Annotated in this window: 16 protein-coding genes; 6 read left to right on the top strand and 10 right to left on the bottom strand. The window is 43.6% G+C overall.

What is annotated here, in order from left to right:
• The first annotated feature begins 118 nt into the window (after nt 1–118).
• From ACO05V_RS00125 to ACO05V_RS00115, 3 genes are all read left to right on the top strand, one after another.
• A complete protein-coding gene (locus ACO05V_RS00125; RefSeq protein WP_421846342.1) occupies nt 119–1,279 on the top strand; it encodes a Fic family protein in 1,161 nt (386 codons plus the stop codon).
• Between the two features lie 130 nt (nt 1,280–1,409).
• Nucleotides 1,410–1,631: a hypothetical protein gene (locus ACO05V_RS00120; protein ID WP_421846340.1), complete on the top strand. Its 222-nt coding sequence runs from the start codon at nt 1,410–1,412 to the stop codon at nt 1,629–1,631.
• Nucleotides 1,631–2,437 (top strand): hypothetical protein, encoded by an 807-nt coding sequence (locus tag ACO05V_RS00115; protein ID WP_421846338.1) that lies wholly within the window; start codon nt 1,631–1,633, stop codon nt 2,435–2,437. Before ACO05V_RS00120 ends, ACO05V_RS00115 begins: the two co-directional genes overlap by 1 nt.
• A 325-nt stretch (nt 2,438–2,762) precedes the next feature.
• Here the strand turns inward: ACO05V_RS00115 and pgi are convergent, their stop codons facing one another.
• The 8 genes from pgi to dksA form a co-directional block, all read right to left on the bottom strand.
• Nucleotides 2,763–4,409, bottom strand: coding sequence for a glucose-6-phosphate isomerase (gene pgi / locus ACO05V_RS00110; protein ID WP_421846336.1), 1,647 nt, complete (start codon nt 4,407–4,409; stop codon nt 2,763–2,765).
• 155 nt (nt 4,410–4,564) lie between these two features.
• The gene (gene panC, locus ACO05V_RS00105) at nt 4,565–5,431 is read right to left on the bottom strand and encodes a pantoate--beta-alanine ligase (RefSeq protein WP_421846334.1); all 867 of its coding nucleotides are present in this window, start codon (nt 5,429–5,431) and stop codon (nt 4,565–4,567) included.
• Nucleotides 5,428–6,255: a 3-methyl-2-oxobutanoate hydroxymethyltransferase gene (panB, locus tag ACO05V_RS00100; RefSeq protein ID WP_421846332.1), complete on the bottom strand. Its 828-nt coding sequence runs from the start codon at nt 6,253–6,255 to the stop codon at nt 5,428–5,430. The genes panC and panB overlap by 4 nt, the downstream gene beginning before the upstream one ends.
• 3 nt (nt 6,256–6,258) lie before the next feature.
• Nucleotides 6,259–6,741 carry a 2-amino-4-hydroxy-6-hydroxymethyldihydropteridine diphosphokinase gene (gene folK, locus ACO05V_RS00095; protein WP_421856831.1) on the bottom strand — a complete coding sequence of 161 codons (483 nt, stop codon included), beginning with the start codon at nt 6,739–6,741 and terminating at the stop codon, nt 6,259–6,261.
• Nucleotides 6,742–6,755: 14 nt separating this feature from the next.
• A complete protein-coding gene (pcnB, locus tag ACO05V_RS00090; protein ID WP_421846330.1) occupies nt 6,756–8,210 on the bottom strand; it encodes a polynucleotide adenylyltransferase PcnB in 1,455 nt (484 codons plus the stop codon).
• Nucleotides 8,211–8,770: 560 nt separating this feature from the next.
• Nucleotides 8,771–10,162, bottom strand: coding sequence for a sigma-54-dependent transcriptional regulator (locus ACO05V_RS00085; protein WP_421846328.1), 1,392 nt, complete (start codon nt 10,160–10,162; stop codon nt 8,771–8,773).
• A gap of 125 nt (nt 10,163–10,287) precedes the next feature.
• Nucleotides 10,288–11,187 (bottom strand): tRNA glutamyl-Q(34) synthetase GluQRS, encoded by a 900-nt coding sequence (gene gluQRS, locus ACO05V_RS00080; protein WP_421846326.1) that lies wholly within the window; start codon nt 11,185–11,187, stop codon nt 10,288–10,290.
• A 32-nt stretch (nt 11,188–11,219) separates the two neighbouring features.
• Nucleotides 11,220–11,654, bottom strand: coding sequence for an RNA polymerase-binding protein DksA (dksA, locus tag ACO05V_RS00075; RefSeq protein WP_421846324.1), 435 nt, complete (start codon nt 11,652–11,654; stop codon nt 11,220–11,222).
• A gap of 168 nt (nt 11,655–11,822) precedes the next feature.
• On the opposite strand from dksA, the gene ACO05V_RS00070 reads away from it, so the two are divergent.
• On the top strand, nt 11,823–12,992 hold the full coding sequence (locus ACO05V_RS00070; protein ID WP_421846322.1) for an aminotransferase class I/II-fold pyridoxal phosphate-dependent enzyme: 1,170 nt from the start codon (nt 11,823–11,825) through the stop codon (nt 12,990–12,992).
• Between the two features lie 65 nt (nt 12,993–13,057).
• On the opposite strand, the gene lptG is transcribed toward ACO05V_RS00070, so the two are convergent.
• Complete coding sequence (gene lptG / locus ACO05V_RS00065; protein ID WP_421846320.1) at nt 13,058–14,119, bottom strand: LPS export ABC transporter permease LptG; 1,062 nt, start codon at nt 14,117–14,119, stop codon at nt 13,058–13,060.
• Nucleotides 14,116–15,243 (bottom strand): LPS export ABC transporter permease LptF, encoded by a 1,128-nt coding sequence (gene lptF / locus ACO05V_RS00060; RefSeq protein ID WP_421846318.1) that lies wholly within the window; start codon nt 15,241–15,243, stop codon nt 14,116–14,118. The genes lptG and lptF overlap by 4 nt, the downstream gene beginning before the upstream one ends.
• 266 nt (nt 15,244–15,509) lie before the next feature.
• On the opposite strand from lptF, the gene ACO05V_RS00055 reads away from it, so the two are divergent.
• Complete coding sequence (locus tag ACO05V_RS00055; RefSeq protein ID WP_421846316.1) at nt 15,510–16,970, top strand: leucyl aminopeptidase; 1,461 nt, start codon at nt 15,510–15,512, stop codon at nt 16,968–16,970.
• Nucleotides 16,971–17,250: 280 nt separating this feature from the next.
• The gene (locus ACO05V_RS00050; protein ID WP_421846314.1) at nt 17,251–17,685 is read left to right on the top strand and encodes a hypothetical protein; all 435 of its coding nucleotides are present in this window, start codon (nt 17,251–17,253) and stop codon (nt 17,683–17,685) included.
• Nucleotides 17,686–17,738 lie beyond the last annotated feature (53 nt).

Below are 17,738 nucleotides of genomic sequence, written 5' to 3'. Positions count from 1 at the left end.
GTATCTTGATAATTTCCGTTGGCGACTAAATAAAAAACCGTGAGCCGAATAAACGATTTATTCGGCTCACAATATAATGTTATCCTGAGCCGAATAATTCACTTAATCGGCTCATACTATGAAATATAGCTGGCAACATCCTGATTGGCCAAACTTTACCTTTGACGAAACTCAATGCCGAGACGCTTTGTATCAGTATGCTTTAGAGGCTGGTCGTTTGTCTGGCGGAATGAGTCAGCTTGAAAATACTTTGCAGTACGATGCCTATATCGACCTCATGGTTAGCGAAGCCATCAACACCAGCCAGATAGAAGGCGAGCGTTTGGATCGAGAAGACGTGCGCTCCTCCATAAAAAATTTTTTTGGCTTGAGTAATCCACCAACGCGAGTCGCCGATCCACGTGCAGAAGGTATGGCCGCCTTGATGGTCGACGTACGTAATAGCTTCGCTGGCGAACTTACAAAAGCCACTTTGTTTCATTGGCATCAATTAGTCCTTCCGCAGCAAGAAAATAGTCTGCTGTCTCGTAACCTCAACGTTGGCCAATGGCGAGATTCCACAGAACCTATGCAAATCGTCTCAGGCCCAATTGGCTATGAAAAAGTCCATTACGAAGCGCCGCCAGCGCATCAAATCGACGCAGAAATAAACCGATTTCTAGATTGGTTTAATCGCTCTAACCCATTAAAAACAGAGCGAGATATTGTTCTTTCTGGCCCAATTCGCTCAGCTATTGCACACTTATGGTTTGAAACCATCCACCCATTTGACGATGGTAATGGCCGAGTAGGGCGAGCAATTGCCGAAATGGCATTAGCCCAAGACCTTAACCGACCGCCATTACTCAGCTTGTCGACCATTATAGAGAAAGACAAAAACGCCTATTACAATGGACTGAACAAAGCCAGCCAACTCAGTTTGGATATTACCGATTGGGTAAAATGGTTTGTCGACTCCGTTCTATTAGCGCAGCAAGAAGCGGCTCAGAAAGTCGATTTTGTATTGAAGAAAGCCAAATTCTGGGAAAAACATCAACACACCGAACTGAACGAACGCCAAAAGAAAGTGCTTAACAAACTCTTTAATGCAGGATCAGATGGCTTCGAAGGTGGACTAAGCGCTAAAAAATACATGAGCATAACCAGCAGCTCCAAAGCCACCGCCACTCGTGACCTTAGTGACTTGGTTGAGAAAGAATGTTTGTACCGCTTGGGAGGTGGTGGCAGGAACGCGAGGTATGGGGTGAAAATTTTAATAAATATATTTCGGATGGACTGAGTCATCAATATTTTTAGTTTATAAATTGTAAAGTAGCTTATTGCCTAAGGATTAAGCAATTTTACATTTAAGATGTATATTGAGCTAAACTTGCATGGTACTGTTTGGTATGAGTTGGGGGGGAAATCGTATGACAGATATCAAGAAAAGTTCAGATCTAGTGAACTACAATAGTGAAGTTGGCGAAGCGTATCATGTTTCTAAAAATGGGGTTTTGACAGTTAATGTTGATGATGAAAATTTTAAAGATGAGTTTTTGAATCAACTACGTAGAATTCGCTCAAAAAGAGAGCGTCAGAGAAGCCTGTTAGAAAAGCAACGGCAGTCTGCTAAAAAGCATGAAGAGGCTTAATGTTTGCCGTTTTATTGATTGTTATTCTTACATCTGGTTATATCTATTCAAGTAAGCATTTGCCTTCTAGATACAAAATGGCTAAGTCTGAAGGTTGGGATCTTTACTTTCAGGTTGCTAGGCGGGGGTTTGAGTTAGCTATTGTTTCAGCAATCATCTGTATCGTAATAGACTTTACTGGTGTCTTGGGTTACGTGCTAAAAAGAACAACAGGATTAACGTATCAACCTGACTTTAGGCAAATACCTTTTTCTCACAGCGACCTTAAGCTTTTAGTTTGGGCTGCGTTTACTATATTTTTTTCTTATGTAATTGCTTGGGTTAAGTCGAGAAAATATGATGTAAACCAAGTGCGCAAATTAAACATGTTGCTACATGTTGTGCGGGAAAACCCACTTGAGTTATTTGTAACCAAAGCAACGTTATCATTTGTCAATAACGATGAAGACTCGCAGGTTGTATGCATCACTTTATCCTCCAGAAAAGTGTACATTGGATTTTGTGTTGGGGGTAATAACGTACTACATGGAAATCTTGAGCATGTTGGTATAATTCCGATCAGGAGTGGCTTTCGTGATAAAGATAGTTTAGAGCTTCTTATAACAAATGATTATGAGAGTTATTTTCTTGATCCTAATGTGAATCTTGATATTGGTGAATTTATTATACTTATTCCTACTTCTGAAATTACATCCTATCAAAATTTTGATTTAGCTGCTTACGAAGCTATTCAGCAAATGAAAGGTTTTGGAGTGTCAGCTGAAGATGTTAATGATGATATGGGATTGGTGTCACAATTGGATTAAGTATTTAAGGTATTTGATTGAAAAATTGCAAAGCTAGTTTGAATATATGCTGTTTGAAACCGGAGTTCTTGAAAAAGCAAGCGGCATTTCGATGAGGTAGGCGGTCTTACCTAGAATTTAAAAGCGAGAGAGAAACGCCGCTTGGCTTGGTGTCATGTACAAAAGTCTGTGCTGGGCTGAAGCCGCGACTTACATGAAAGCTTCGCTTTCAGCGGCACATTACGCTGTCGCTTATGGTGCCCTACGATTTGTTCTGTTTTTAAGGTAAACAAAAACACCAGCCTCAGCTGGTGTTTTTAGTAACGCTGTATAAAAAGCTAAACGGTTAAGATTGAGCTTTCTTGAACGCTTTAATCAAAGCTTGGGTTGAAGCATCCAGTGTGCTGTTGTCGCTGTCGCTAACAAGGCGGTTGTAGATGTCGGTGCCCAATACTTTGCCTAGTTCCACGCCCCATTGGTCGAATGAGTTGATGCCCCAGATGGTGCCTTGTACAAAAGTACGGTGCTCGTAAAGGGCAATCAATGCACCAACGGTGGCTGGTGTCATTTTATCGGTCAGTAGGGTGTTGCTTGGACGGTTGCCTTTGATCACTTTGTGCGGTGCAATCTTGGCGACTTGTTCTGCAGTTGCACCCGCATCACGAAGTTCTTGTTGCGCTTGCTCAAGGGTCTTACCGACCATCAAGGCTTGAGACTGACTTAAGCAGTTAGCAAACAATTGTGCGTGGTGTTCGCCAATAGGGTTGTGAGACGCCAATGGTGCGATAAAGTCCACAGGCACAAGGCGTGTACCTTGATGCAACAACTGATGGTAAGCGTGTTGGCCGTTGGTGCCAGCGCCGCCCCAGATGATTGGCCCTGTGTCAGTTTCTACACCGTCACCATTCAATAGCGTCGATTTGCCGTTACTTTCCATGTCGAGCTGCTGGATGTGAGCAGGCATGGCGCGTAGGTAATGATCGTAAGGAATCAAGGCGTGAGTTTGTGCGTTGTGGAAGTTGATGTACCACACGCCAAGCGCGCCCATTATAACCGGTAGGTTTTCTTCAAATGGGGCGGTGCGAAAGTGCTCGTCCATTTGATGAGCGCCGTCTAGCAATGCGTAGAAGTTGTCCATACCAACAGCAATCGCTACAGGTAAGCCAATCGCAGACCAAAGTGAATAACGTCCGCCAACCCAATCCCACATCGGGAAGATGTTTTCTTCCGCCATGCCGAAGTCGACGGCTTTTTTCACGTTCGAGCTAACAGCGGCAAAGTGTTTGCTGACGTCGCTTTGTGAGCCACCGTTGCTTAGGAACCAATCACGCGCTGCGTTAGCGTTAGACAAGGTTTCTAAAGTACCGAAGGTTTTAGATGAGATCACAAAAACGGTGGTTTCAGGGTTCACTAGATTCAGTTTGCCAGTGATGTCTGAACCATCGATGTTCGCCACAAAATGGACTTTAATGCCGTCTTTTTCGTACGGCGTTAAGGCTTCAGCGACAACTTTTGGCCCAAGGTAAGAACCACCGATACCGATAGAAATAACGTCGGTAATACGTTTGCCTGTGTAGCCTTTCCATTCACCGCTGTGTAGTTGTGCAACAAATTTTTCCATTTGCTTAAGAGTGCTGCGAACTTCTTCTAGTACGTTAACACCATCAACCATAAGGGAATCTTGTGCTTGGCTAGCACGTAGGGCGATGTGCAATACAGAGCGATCTTCGGTGTTGTTGATGTGCGCACCGCTGAACATGCCTTTAATTGCTTTTTCTAAGCCCGCTTCTTTTACTAAGTCTGTTAGTAGTCCAAGAGTTTTTTCATTGGCGCGGTTTTTTGCGTAATCCAATGTCCAACCTGCCGCTTGAGTGGTGTATTTCTCGGCACGTTTGGGGTCTGCTTCAAACAGGCTTTTCATGCTAACAGATGCCATTTCTTGTTTGTGCTCTGTTAGTTTCTGCCAAGTAGTTAATTCGGTGGGTGAGCTCATTATAATCTCCCTAGAGACCTTTCACGACTACTGCGCTCACCAATACTTTGTTAAAAACAGACTCGAAATGCTCATTTATAACCCATAAACTCCACTTTCTCGTCTGTTTTTGCCTCGTCTTGGTTTTGCTCGTGACATCGTGCTAAAGGTCTCTCCTAGTTTGTTGAAAGTGAATCTAGTTCTACACGCAGGTTATCAATTAAGCGTGCTTTACCTAGATATGCCGCCGTCAATATGACGAGGCGCTTCTCTTCTTCTGATGGTGTTTGTAAATTTTCTTGTGCGCGGATTTCGAAATAATCACGACGGAAACCAGTCGCTTCAAGCTTCTGCTGAGCTTGTTCGCAAATGTCCTCGTGACTCGCACGGTTTTCAATTAGCGCTTCTTTTGCCCATAACAAGGTTTGATAAATTGTTGGAGCGATGCGTCTTTCTTCTTCTGTTAAGTAACCATTGCGCGAACTCATGGCAAGGCCATCTTCGTTGCGTGCGGTATCAACACCTATAATACGTACGTTAGAGCTTAGGTCACGTACCATGTCTTGAATGACTTTAAGTTGTTGAAAATCTTTGTTACCAAATATGGCACAGTCTGGTTGAACAATATTAAATAATTTTGTCACGACTGTGGAAACGCCAACAAAATGACCTGGGCGAGAAGCGCCACAAAGAATGTCAGAAATGCCGACCACTTCGATTTGTGTTTGGCTACGTTTGCCGTCTGGGTACATTTCTAGTGCATCTGGTGCAAACAGATAATTGCAGCCGTTGGCTTCAAGAACGCGTTTGTCTTCTTCTAAGGTTTTTGGGTAGCGTTCTAAGTCGCTCTGATCCGAAAATTGCATTGGGTTAACAAAGATAGAAGAGACAATGATTTCACCCTCTTCTTTTGCTTTGCGAATCAGTGACATGTGGCCGTCATGCAGGTTGCCCATGGTGGGGACAAACACAATGCTTTTGTCTTTCAAACGTTCTATTTTAAGTGCGGTACGAAGCTCTGCCACGGTGTGGAATGTTTTCATGATTTGAATCCGTGCTCAGGTCCTGGAAATGTGACGTCTTTAACTTCTTGTACGTAGGCTTCAAAGGCTTGCGTTACATTGCGACCGTCAGTTAAAAAGTTTTTAACGAATTTAGGTGTATGGCCTAGGTTGATGCCTAGCATGTCGTGCATGACCAGAACTTGGCCATCGGTATGCTGTCCAGCGCCAATGCCTATAGTCGGTACAGAAACGGCTTCTGTCAGTGTTTTGCCGAGCTCTGTTGGGATGCATTCGTACAGAAGAATGTCGGCTCCGGCAGCGACAAGATCAAGAGACTCTTGCAGTAATAAGTCCGCAGCGTCTTGGCTTTTGCCTTGTACTTTGTAACCACCAAATTTATGCACGGACTGTGGTGTCAGACCTAAGTGTGCACAAACCGGAATGCCGCGTTGGCTGAGTAGTTTCACGGTATCTGCTAACCAGCTGCCACCTTCTAGTTTGACCATGTTGGCGCCTGCTTGCATTAGCTTTGCCGCGTTATCGAGCGCTTGTTCTGGCTTGCTGTAACTCATAAAAGACATATCCGCGAGGATGAAGGCGTTGGTGTTGCCTCGTTTTACTGCCGCGGTGTGGTAGCACATGTCTTCGATGGTAACGGGTAATGTACTGTCTTGACCTTGTATGACCATGCCTAGAGAATCCCCAACCAAGATGGTTTCAACGCCCGCGACATTCATGACGTTAGTAAACGATGCGTCATAGCTTGTTAGGCAGGTGATTTTTTCTTTGTCCGCTTTCATTTTTTTGAGCGTGGATAAAGTAACTGGTTTGGTAAGTTTTCTTTGTGAGTTATCTGAATACATAATTTATTCTTCTTTGATAAAGACCAAATCGCTGGTATCAAGTTGCTGTAATTGCTCAGTAACGGTTTTTCCATTTGCTAAGAGCATATTAGGCGCTAGGTCGCTAAGCGGCTTTATAACAAACCCTCGTTCTAGCATGAAGGGGTGTGGCACGGTTAGCCTTGGTAACTGTATTGTTTGCTGTCCGTACAATAACAGATCTAAGTCTAGGGTGCGCGGCCCCCAGTGGCGTTCTCTTACTCGACGTTGTGATTGTTCGATGCTTTGTAATAAATCGAGTAATTCGATAGGGAGGAGAGCGGTGTCGAAACTGGCAACAGCGTTAATGTAGTCCGGTTGATCCTGTGGGCCAACGGGTTTGCTGCCATAAATAGAAGAAACACGAAGATTTTTTAGATCGTCGTGTTTCTTTAGGGCGTCAATGGCGCGATCAAGTTGCGCCACTGGATTTTCGAGATTACTGCCGAGGCCAATATAAGCGTGTATCAAGACGCATCCTCTTACTCGTCAAATGTTGCACTTTGTGGAGCTGTGTTAGTGGTATTGCCATTGCTCTTTCTACGACGACGTGGGCGGCGTTTTTTAGGGCCTTCATTGTCTTTAGTGAACGAGTCGATGCTTTTAATGAGGTCTCTCTGCTGGCTTTCTGTGCCATGCTGGAATTTTTCCCACCAATCGCCCAATCCATCTAAGTTGGTTCCGCTAAGTTCACGAATCAGTAGGAAATCAAAACCAGCACGGAAGCGAGGATGTTCAAGCAATAGAAACGCGCGTTTACCGTAGCGTTTTGGTAGTCGGTACTGCATGTCCCAGATTTCACGCATTGGCGTAGAGAATCGGCGTGGAATAGCGGTCGATGCGACTTGGTTGTCTAATACCATGTTGGCCGCTTGATGTAATGCGGGTGTTGCTGGCATGCCTTGGTTTTGGAATTCTTCATGACGCAGTGCCACGCTTGGCCAAAGCAGTACAGCGTATAGGAAATATGGCGCGGTGGTTTTTCCGCTTTGAATGCGGTCGTCGGTGTTTTTTAGACCTTGAAGTATGAAGGCTTCTGGATCGATGTCATTACGTTTCCAGCCGCTTTGCAGTAAAGCATCGGTGTCTGGAAATAAATAACGGAACAAGCCGTATTGGCGCAGTAAGTGGAATGTCTCAATGCCATTGCCACTGCCAAGCAGTTTTAATACTTCTTCAAAGAGACGTGCTGGTGGAATGTGATCCAAAAGGTGCGCCATCTCTTTGATTGGTGCAGCGGTTTCGGCTTCTAGTTCAAATCCTAATTTTCCGGCAAAGCGAATCGCGCGCAGCATGCGAACTGGATCTTCTTGATAACGCTGACGAGCGTCACCAATCATGCGAATCTGTTTGCTTTCAATGTCTTTTAGGCCACCACAGTAATCGTGAATACTGAAGTCCTTAACATTGTAATACAAGGCGTTAAAAGTGAAGTCTCGACGTTCTGCGTCTTCTTCGATGTTGCCGTAGACGTTATCGCGCAATACGATGCCATGAGCGGATCGTGCGGAGTCTTTGCCTTTTAGCGAGGTGTTCTGTGTGTCGTCATCGTCATTGTCCTCTTGAGCTGAGTTGGCTCTGAATGTTGAGACTTCGATGATTTCGCGTCCAAACGTTACATGGACCAATTTGAATCGGCGACCAATGAGTCTGGAGTTGGAGAATATGCTATGAACTTCTTCGGGCGTGGCGTTAGTAACAACGTCAAAGTCTTTTGGTTCTATGCCAATAAGATGATCTCGAACGCAGCCACCAACAAGAAAGGCGTCATAGCCTGCTTTATTTAGGCGATATAATACTTTGACGGCATTTGGGCTTAAGTCTTGTCGAGATAAGCTGTGATCGCTGCGAGGGATAATAATAGGGTAAGTCTGTGCCTTTGGAGAGGCAAACAGTGAGGTAGCTTTACGTACCAGAGATTTTAATCCTGTAAGCATTAGACAACAAATTTTAAAGTTAACGAAAAGGGCATTCTACACGTGATGAGTTAAAGTTACACGGATAATGGTATTGTTTGAACAAAAAGGGTATGTCGATATAGAAGAGATAAATGAAGCGATTGAATATTTACTAATCAGTAAATAAAATAATCGCTTTGGATACATGAAGATACTAGTTCCGAAAACAAAGTGGGTGCTGCTTCTGCAGTTCTACTCAGGTTTTATTTTTATTATTGCATTGTTTTCATTGCCCTAAGGCTTGTATATCTAAAAAAATCAATTATCCAAAGCGATTTTCCATCCATGACCTCAAATTTTTATTTTTATTTGAAGAGGTCACGGTGTTCCTAGTTGTTATTTTTATTTTTAAGAACCTACATACGACGATTAACTTATTTTTATTCTTGGTCAATCTTCTTATCGTTGTGTCATATATAAGGCATTAGTTGTGCCAAAAATAATAAAGTGCTGATTTTGTTGAGTTTTAGCGTATTTTTGTACACTTTCTTTACAATATTGTGTTTATTTTTTGGGTATTTTGGTAGCAAGTGTTACTTTTAAGATGTTACTTTTTTGGGTATTGCTAATTTCTGTCGTCTTTCCCACAAGCTTTTCCTTGATATGCCCAAAGAATGTGCAAGATGCGTCTCAGTCATCTTGTGTTGGTGCGTAAGAACGAAGTGTTTGAAGTAGTCGTCTAGTGTCGTGCCGGCCATTGAGTCGTATTCAGTGGATCGAGAAAGATTCGTAGCATTCGATTGTGTTTGTTGGCTGGCAAGTTTTAGATTGGCAGCTTCAACTCTCCCTGGAGGGCTAAGAATGACTGCTCTTTCGATGGCGTTTTCTAGCTCTCGTACGTTTCCTGGCCAGTTATGCGCTCGAATGGCTTTGTCGAACGTTCTGTTGTAGTTGTAGACTGGCTTGTTGTGCTTTTTGCAGGCGTTCTCAAGAAGAATCTGTGCAAGCATCGATATGTCGTCACCTCTGTCTCTCAGCGGTGGTAGGAGTAGTTCCATCACATATAGGCGATAGTATAAATCCTCCCGAAAAAGTCCGTTCTTGACCATCTCTATTAGATTTCTGTGGGTGGCAGTAATTAATCGAATATTGACTTTGGTCGATTGAGTTGCGCCTACCTTGCGGATTTCACCTTCTTGTAATACTCGCAATAGTCTTGCTTGAGCTTCTAATGGCAGTTCACCAATTTCATCCAAAAATAATGTGCCTTTGTCGGCTGCATAAATCAGACCGTCATGGGACGAGTTGGCGCCAGTAAATGCGCCTTTTTCATGCCCGAATAGCTCTGATTCTATTAGGTTTTCTGGAATGGCTGCGCAGTTTACGCTGATGATTGGGTGGTTGTGGCGCTGGCTTAGGTTGTGAAGTGCTTTGGCAACCAGTTCTTTACCTGTCCCAGATTCGCCTCGTATAAGAACGGTGGCATGGGTTCCGGCAATTTTACGCATATCGCTGAAGAGTTCTTGCATTGGTGGGTACTTGCCAATAATGCCGCTTCCAGCAGAGCCTAGAGTGATGGATTCCTCTACTGTATTCGTGACGTGCGCTTGGGCTGTTGGCTCTGGGCTTGGTGCTGGTCGTTCTTTTTGTTCCAGTGCATTCACAACATGTTTCAGTAGGCTTTCTGAGTCGGTTGGTAGAGGCAGGTAATACAGTGCCCCTTGCGCCATGCTGCTGACTCCAGTGCTTAAACTGGCTTTTGCATCAAGTACTATTCGATGTGGTGTGTTAGGTAGTTCTGTGTTGCTCTCGTTAAGGTGGTTGATGATTTCTTGATCGATAAGCAATAGGTGAAATTCAGACAGCTCATAGTATCGGTTGGCTTGTTCGAATGTGCTGCTGGTGTTTACTTGAAAGCCATATCTAGATAACCACTTTTCTGATTCTTTGAGTGGCGAGTTGTCTGGGCAAATGATCATAATGCTGTGCATGAAGTGTCACCTCTTGTAACTAGTGTAACGATTATACACATGCGAGCTTGTTGGTCGAGAGTGCTTATCTCAGAATCAAGGGGAATTTAATTGGCATTAACTGAAATGAAAAACTGCGAGAGTCTTTAGATAAAATGCAGGTCTTGTTCTTCCAAGGGAAGGTCTTTGATGCCTTTTAGTTTGCTTGGATCCCAGGCTTCTATTGCTAGGGATAACGCTTCAGCAATGGAAGAGGTTGCCTCTAGATCAATTTTTAGATAGTGAAGTGCACGCAATAGTGTTGGAAGGTGGCCATTTTCAATAGGCTTGGCATGGTTTTGTTTGCTGATTTTATCGCCAGAATGATTGGTGATAAGCGGAATGTGGCAAATGTTCGGTGGAGTCCAGCCAAATAGGTCATAGAGATGAAGTTGTTGTGCTGTGGTGTCCATTAGATCGGCACCTCTCACCAAATGGCTAATGTTTTGTAAATGATCGTCGACCACGACTGCAAGTTGGTAAGAAAAGAAACCGTCTTTTCTTTTTAAAACGGGGCAGTTGTTTTTTAGATCCTCTGTGAACAGCAGAGTACCTTGAATTTCATCTTGGTATTGATAAACCGCTGAGCTGGTTTTTAATCGCCACGAGTGAGGCTTGTTTCGCGTGCTTTGGCATTCATGTGGGTGACTACCATTATATTGAGCGAGAGACTGACGAGTGCAGTTGCATGGAAAGACGACCTGCTGTTTTTTTAGTTCAGACAACTGTTGTTCGTAAATTTCAATGTGTTGACTTTGAACTCGAATCGGTTCGTCGGAAAAAAGCTGATAGCTGTTGAGGGTTTGAGTGATTTGTTCTGAGAAGCTAGGCTTGCAGCGTGTTCCATCCACATCTTCAATGCGAATGATCCAGCTGCCTTGCTGTTTTTTTGCATCCAGATAGCTCGCTAATGCACTAACTAGCGAGCCAAAATGGAGTGGGCCGGTTGGCGAAGGCGCAAAACGGCCACGATAGTGATGCGAAACGGCACAGTCGTGGTTAGACATTATTGTTAAGCACTGCTTTTTAATGTGCAGTGCTAGCCGCCGATTTGTCTCTCTTTGATTTCAGCCAGTGTTTTGCAGTCAATACACATAGTGGCTGTTGGGCGGGCTTCTAAGCGGCGAATGCCGATTTCGATGCCACACTCTTCGCAATAGCCGTAATCATCAGCTTCGATCAATTCAATCGTCTGAGAGATCTTTTTAACCAGTTTACGTTCGCGATCTCGCGCACGAAGTTCTAGGCTAAACTCTTCTTCTTGGCTAGCTCGGTCATTTGGATCTGCATAGTTCACGGCCTCTTCTTTAAGGTGGTGAACGGTACGATCGACCTCTTCCATAAGGTTTTGCTTCCAGTTGAGTAGAATGCTTTTAAAGTGCGCCAACTGGTTTTCGTTCATGTATTCTTCGCCATCCTTAGCAACATAAGGAGTGAAGTCTTTCATTAATGATTCAGGGTTCATATTTGGCATACGCATTGCCTCACTTCGCAGGTTTCCATTGTGGTAGCCTGTAACCAATAAAATTAGGTGATTTATTTTCGGGCGGAAACTTACCAGATAATGTGACGGTTAACCACATTTTTTGCGCAAATTGTCGCGATATTTTTGAAACAGGTCGATAAAGGTAGAGAAAACGGGATGGAAAAACACAAGTTAGCGGCAAGAGTTGGTCAGATTGCACCGTTTCAAGTGATGGAAATATTGGCTCGGGCCAAGCAACTGCAATCTCAAGGTGAAGATGTTATTCATCTTGAAGTTGGTGAACCGGATTTTGTCGCAGTAGAGGCGATTGCTAATGCGGGTGTGGCGGCTATTCAAGAAGGTAAAACTGGCTATACCTCTGCCACTGGCTTACCTGAACTTAAGCGTGCGATTAGTGATTATTATCTGAGTCGCTATCAGGTTACTGTTTCGCCAGAACGGATTATTGTTACACCTGGAGCCTCTGGGGCGTTGCTGTTAATGGCGTCTCTGATGGTGAATGCTGGCGAAGAAGTGGTGATGCCGGATCCATGTTATCCATGCAATCGTCATTTTTTGATTCAGGCTGGCGCGAAAGCAAAATTGGTAGAAACAAAACCGGAAGAGGGTTTTGAGCTGGACTTGAATACATTATCTGCTCATTGGGGGGGGAATACGGCTGGGCTTTGGCTAGCCTCGCCTTCTAATCCTACTGGTGCGGTACTTAGTAAGTCTTATATATCAGACGCTTGGAAAAAGGTGAGTAAACTTGGTGGTCATTTATTAGTGGATGAAATCTATCAAGGTTTGGTTTATGAAGGTGACGATTTTTCTGCCTTATCTATTGCAGACGATATTTTCGTGGTGAATAGCTTCTCGAAATATTTCGCCATGACAGGTTGGCGACTAGGTTGGTTAGTTGTGCCTGAATGGGCAATCGAAGGTGCGACAAAGCTGGCGCAAAACTTGTTTATCGCAGCGTCGAGCGTTTCTCAGTATGCTGCCGTACGAGCTTTTTCACCGGATGTATTGGCGGAATGTGAAGTGCGTCGCCAAACACTAGATGCTCGCCGCTTAGTTTTGCTTGAAGGCTTGAAGGCGATTGGTTTGCCTGTGGTTGCGCAAGCGCATGGTGCTTTTTATATTTACGTTGATGTATCGAGTGTAACTCAGGATGCCATGGCTTGGTGTTTAGCATTGCTTGAGCAAGAAAAAGTAGCACTCACGCCAGGGGCAGATTTTGGTGTCAAAGATTCGCATAAATATGTGCGTTTTGCCTACACTTGTGATGAATCTAGGCTGCGAGAGGCGCTCGCAAGAATAGCTCGCTTCATGGCTTCTTATTAGTTGAGGGTGTGGTTACGAGGTGTTGATTTAAAAGTTATTTCTTTATTTTAAGGTAGACGCAGAGCCTAGCCCCTGCGTCTTATTAATATGATTCCGGCAATTAAGCAAATAGCGATGGGAATGCTAACTCCAACAATGGGTGGAAAGTTTATTGCAACGCTCATTCTACCAAATAGGTTAAGTGCATTTTGAAATGCTAAGCCAATAATAACGCCAGAAAAAATTCGACCGCCCATGGTGGAGGACCTAAGTGGCCCAAAAACGCTCGATAGTGCGACCAGCATTAATGCTAAAGATGCGACAGGACGTAATATGGTAATCCAAAACTCTAATTCGTATTGAGAGCCGTCAAGTTTTTCCTGTTTTAAGTAGGATTGATAGCTGTGTAATTGACTTAACGAGAGTGCGTTTGGCTCTTGTGATGCTAAAAATAAATGCTCAGGTTTAATGCTGACATTCCACTCGGCATGCTCGAATGTTTTTTTCTCAATATGATCGGCAGCAAATTTGGTTTCTGTTACGTTATTAAGTTGCCATTGCGAATCTTTGATGTGTTCTGCGCTGGTTGCTGTTTTGATGTATTTCAATTTTTGCCCATCAGGTGAGAAAATTTGTATGTTATACAGCTTTCCTGTGTCGTCGGCGGCATCGATGTAAACAAAGTTATTTTCTGCTTTTAACCACACGCCTCCAGTAAGAGAAAAGGTGCTGCTTTCTTGGTCTTGAAATTTTTCTATTAGGTTGGCTTTCTGTTGTGCAACGGGTGCGACGAATTCTGAAATCCCCATGCCTATTAGCGAAACCAGCAATATTGGCTGTCCTGCAGCAACACCGATGCGCCAAATGGGCATGCCTGCTGCTCGCATTACAGTTAATTCTGATGTGGCCGCAAGTGTGCCTAGTCCCATTAATGTGCCTATTAGTGAGGCAACAGGAATGTATTCAGCGAGTTTTCCTGGCATACGATAGAGGATCACTTGCAGAAGAGGTTGCACGGTATAGTTGTCGTTGACATTTTTGATCTGATCTATAAAGGTCAAGGCAAAATCCAGCCCAAGCAAGACAACGGCGACAATTAAAAAAGCCCATAGAACACTGCTGGCTATGTATTTATCTATTTTACTCATAGGGAATTCTCGTCTGAGCCTGTATCAATTGGCGGTCGGGCTTTGTGACGTTCAAAGACTTGGTTGAATTGAATGAATAAAGCGGCGGCTATCAGTATAAAAACACCATGTATCCACCATAAACCTAGTGAAATAGGAAGATTTCCTTTTTCGAGACCTGTTCTGCCCCAAATAAGCATGGCGATATAGGAAATCATTAGAAGAATGGCTGGGAGCATTTTGAAGAAACGTCCTTGTCGCGGATTCACTTGACTTAACGATAGGCCGATAATGGCAAGAATAGGGATGATGATTACCAGTGAAATACGCCATTGTAGCTCAGCTTTATCTAATAGATCGGAGCTTTTAATTAGATAAAGCGTGGGTTGTATATAAGATTCATTGGTGAGCTCTTTCTCTTGATTGGCCATTCGAACTGCATAGGTATCGAATTGGGTAACTCGGTAATTTGCTGTGCCCGGTTTGCCTTCGTAGCGGGTGCCATTTTTGAAGACAAGATAGTTTTTGCCTGCTTGCTCGCTAACTCGTATTTGTTCCGCGTAAGCAGCGAAAGTTTGAACTGGAATGCTGGTGTTTTTGTTGCGAATCACATCAGAAAGAAAGACTTGATTCATCCAGCCTTCTTTTGGTGTAAAGCTATCGATATAGGTTGTGCGTTGGCCGTTACCTTCAAAACGTCCTGGCTTCAAAAAAACAAAGGCAGAAAGTTGATCTTGTGCTAGTGACGCTTCTGCTGCTCGATGTTCACTAAATGGTGCTAACCATAAATTAAGTGTAGCGCTGATGACGCTAACAATAAGAGCTATTCCTAATGTGTAGCCTGCAAGTTTGATTTTACTGATGCCGCTTGAAAACAGCACTGACATTTCGTTTTCTATGTAGAGGCGCCCAAACGCAAGTAGGAGTGATAGGAAAAAAGCTAAGGGCAAAATCATTTGAACAAAACTTGGAATGTGGTAGCCGAGAATAATAAACAAGAATTTGAAGGTCATATTGCCGTCGGCAATTTGGCCCAAATAAAAAGAGAATCGGCCGCTTAAAATTACGAGCAGCAAAATTAGCGTGACGCCAGCTGTTGACACCAGCACTTCTTTCGCTAAATATCTAAATAGTCTCAAAGTCACCTCTGGATGGATTCTGCTTTTTAAGCGTAGAGTTGATTACACATCTAAAGCCCCCATTATCTCGTGGTAAGAAGTATATTATCCAGTTTTTTTTAAAAGTGAGGATTTTACACAACGATTGAGCTTGTGAATGCAGTGTTAAAAATTGACCCTAGGTGCGCTTTTTTATCAATAAAGTGGCATGTTTTTGGGGCTTTTGGTGTGTTTTTCTATCGCTCGCAGTTTTGTGTAAATATCTCTAAGTTATTTTTATTGAGGGTTTTTTCATGAATATGGCGTTATTTGATCGCTTATCTACAGTGCAAGCAGATTTGCTGGTTGCTTTTGTTCCTAGTGAAGGTGACTTCCCTGAATCCACTTCTTGGATTGATGAAAATGCCAATGGGCAAGTTTCTCAGTTGCGTGAAACGGGTGTGTTCAAAGGTGGTGTTGCACAAACATTATTGTTGCCAGCAGTATCGCAAGACTTCGCTCAAGCGGTTTTGTTAGTCGGTATTGGTAAAGACGCGCAGTTGAGTGATATGCAAGCTCGCAAGGTAATTGCAGCAGTCGCAGCTCAAATTAAAGGTTTGCCATTCGCATCGGTTGCGGTTGCAAGTGCTGGTTTAGTGTTGAAAAACCGTTCTCAGGCTGATGTGCTGGCTTTGGTTGCTCAGTGGTTGAATGAAGGCTTTTACAACTTCCTTGGCTTCAAAAAAGATGATGCCGAAAAAGCGACAAAAGTTGAGTCTTTGTTGTTAGAGGGTACAGATGAGGCTGCTTTAGCAATTGGTACGGCTACGGCGAAAGGTTCTGCCTTTGCTCGTCAACTAGGAAACCTTCCTGGCAACGTTTGCACGCCAAGTTACTTAGCATCTAAAGCGCAGCAGCTAGGCGAAGAATACAGTATCGGCGTTGAGTTGCTAGACGAAAGTAAAATGGATGAACTAGGCATGCACTGTTTGTTGTCCGTAGGTCATGGTAGTGATCAGCCAAGTTATTTAATTGTAATGAACTACCGTGGTGGAGAAGAGGGCGAAGCACCTCATGTTCTTCTAGGTAAAGGTATTACCTTTGATACTGGTGGTATTTCTTTGAAACCTGGTCCAAAAATGGACGAGATGAAATACGACATGTGTGGTGCTGCTAGCGTTTTTGGCACAATGAAAGCAATTTGTGAGCTAAAACCAAAACTGAACTTCACTGCAGTGATTGCTGCGGCTGAGAATATGCCAAGTGGTCGTGCGACTAAGCCTGGTGATATTGTGAAAACCATGTCAGGTCAAACGGTAGAGATTTTGAATACCGACGCGGAAGGCCGTTTAGTGCTTTGTGATGCTTTGACTTACATTGAGCGCTTCAAACCGAAATCCGTTGTTGATATTGCTACTCTAACGGGCGCTTGTGTGGTTGCTTTGGGCAGTGTTAACTCTGGTATGTACGCAAACAGTGATGATCTAGCATCAGAATTGAAAACGGCTAGTCAGGTTTCCGCCGATAAAATTTGGCAAATGCCGCTAGACGAAGAATACCAACAGCAGCTTGATAGTAATTTTGCAGATATTGGTAATATTGGTGGTCCAGAAGCGGGCTCTGTCACGGCAGCGTGTTTCTTATCTCGCTTTACGGGTTCTTATCCTTGGGCTCATTTGGATATTGCCGGTACCGCGTGGGCTGGTGGCGCAAGTAAAGGAGCAAGTGGTCGTCCAGTTGCTTTGTTGACGCGTTATTTGCTTGGTAAAGCGTAAGTAGCTCGTTTTTTTAGTGCAGAGTTTTTTTTAAGTACAGCGTTGATTAAAAGCAGTAATCATTAATGGTTGCTGCTTTTTTTTGTGCGTTTTTTTAAGAGGAAAGATTAGTCCGATCAAGGTGTTATTTTTGTTTGGTCTATGCTGAGTCTATTATCTTCATTTGGATAGGGTGGACTTTTGTGTTTTTCAGTGCGAAAGTTGAGGGCTTCTAATGACGAGTTAATCGAGAAATTTTGCTTAACTTTTGTATTTTGCTTTCTTAATGTTGGTTTTTCCTATGTCAGATTTAGCCACTCAGTATGATGATGGTGTTTTTGAGCCAGATGAAGAAACTTTGATGTCCGCCTTGCGGAATCAAGATGACATTCCTATTTTGATGGATATTGTCACCGAGAAAACGCCTCTTTCTGCTAGTCAGGAAGCGCATCTGGCGCAGTCTTTTGACGAACCTAAAGGGCAGGATATTCTTCAGGACGGTATTCCGCAGGAATCCTCTCAGAGCGACTTTACAGATGAATCGCCAGATCAGTCTTTAGATGAGGTGGTTACACTGGAAGATGTCGTTACTGAATCCGCTTTATCACAAGAGTTGATTGCTAAAACCATTGCAGATGTTCTCGAAAGACGTTTGCCAGAGTTGGTATCGGAAGTGATGCAAGCATTGCGGGCGGCAGAGACGTTCCAAAATACTAATGCAACTCAAAAAGAGTAATACAAATTAATAGCTGTCTAATCTGCTAGCAGATGGCTTAATTACCCACGTGT

This window comes from Marinomonas sp. (genome assembly GCF_965225885.1).
Lineage (GTDB): Bacteria > Pseudomonadota > Gammaproteobacteria > Pseudomonadales > Marinomonadaceae > Marinomonas.
This window is presented reverse-complemented; position numbering and strand designations above follow the sequence as displayed.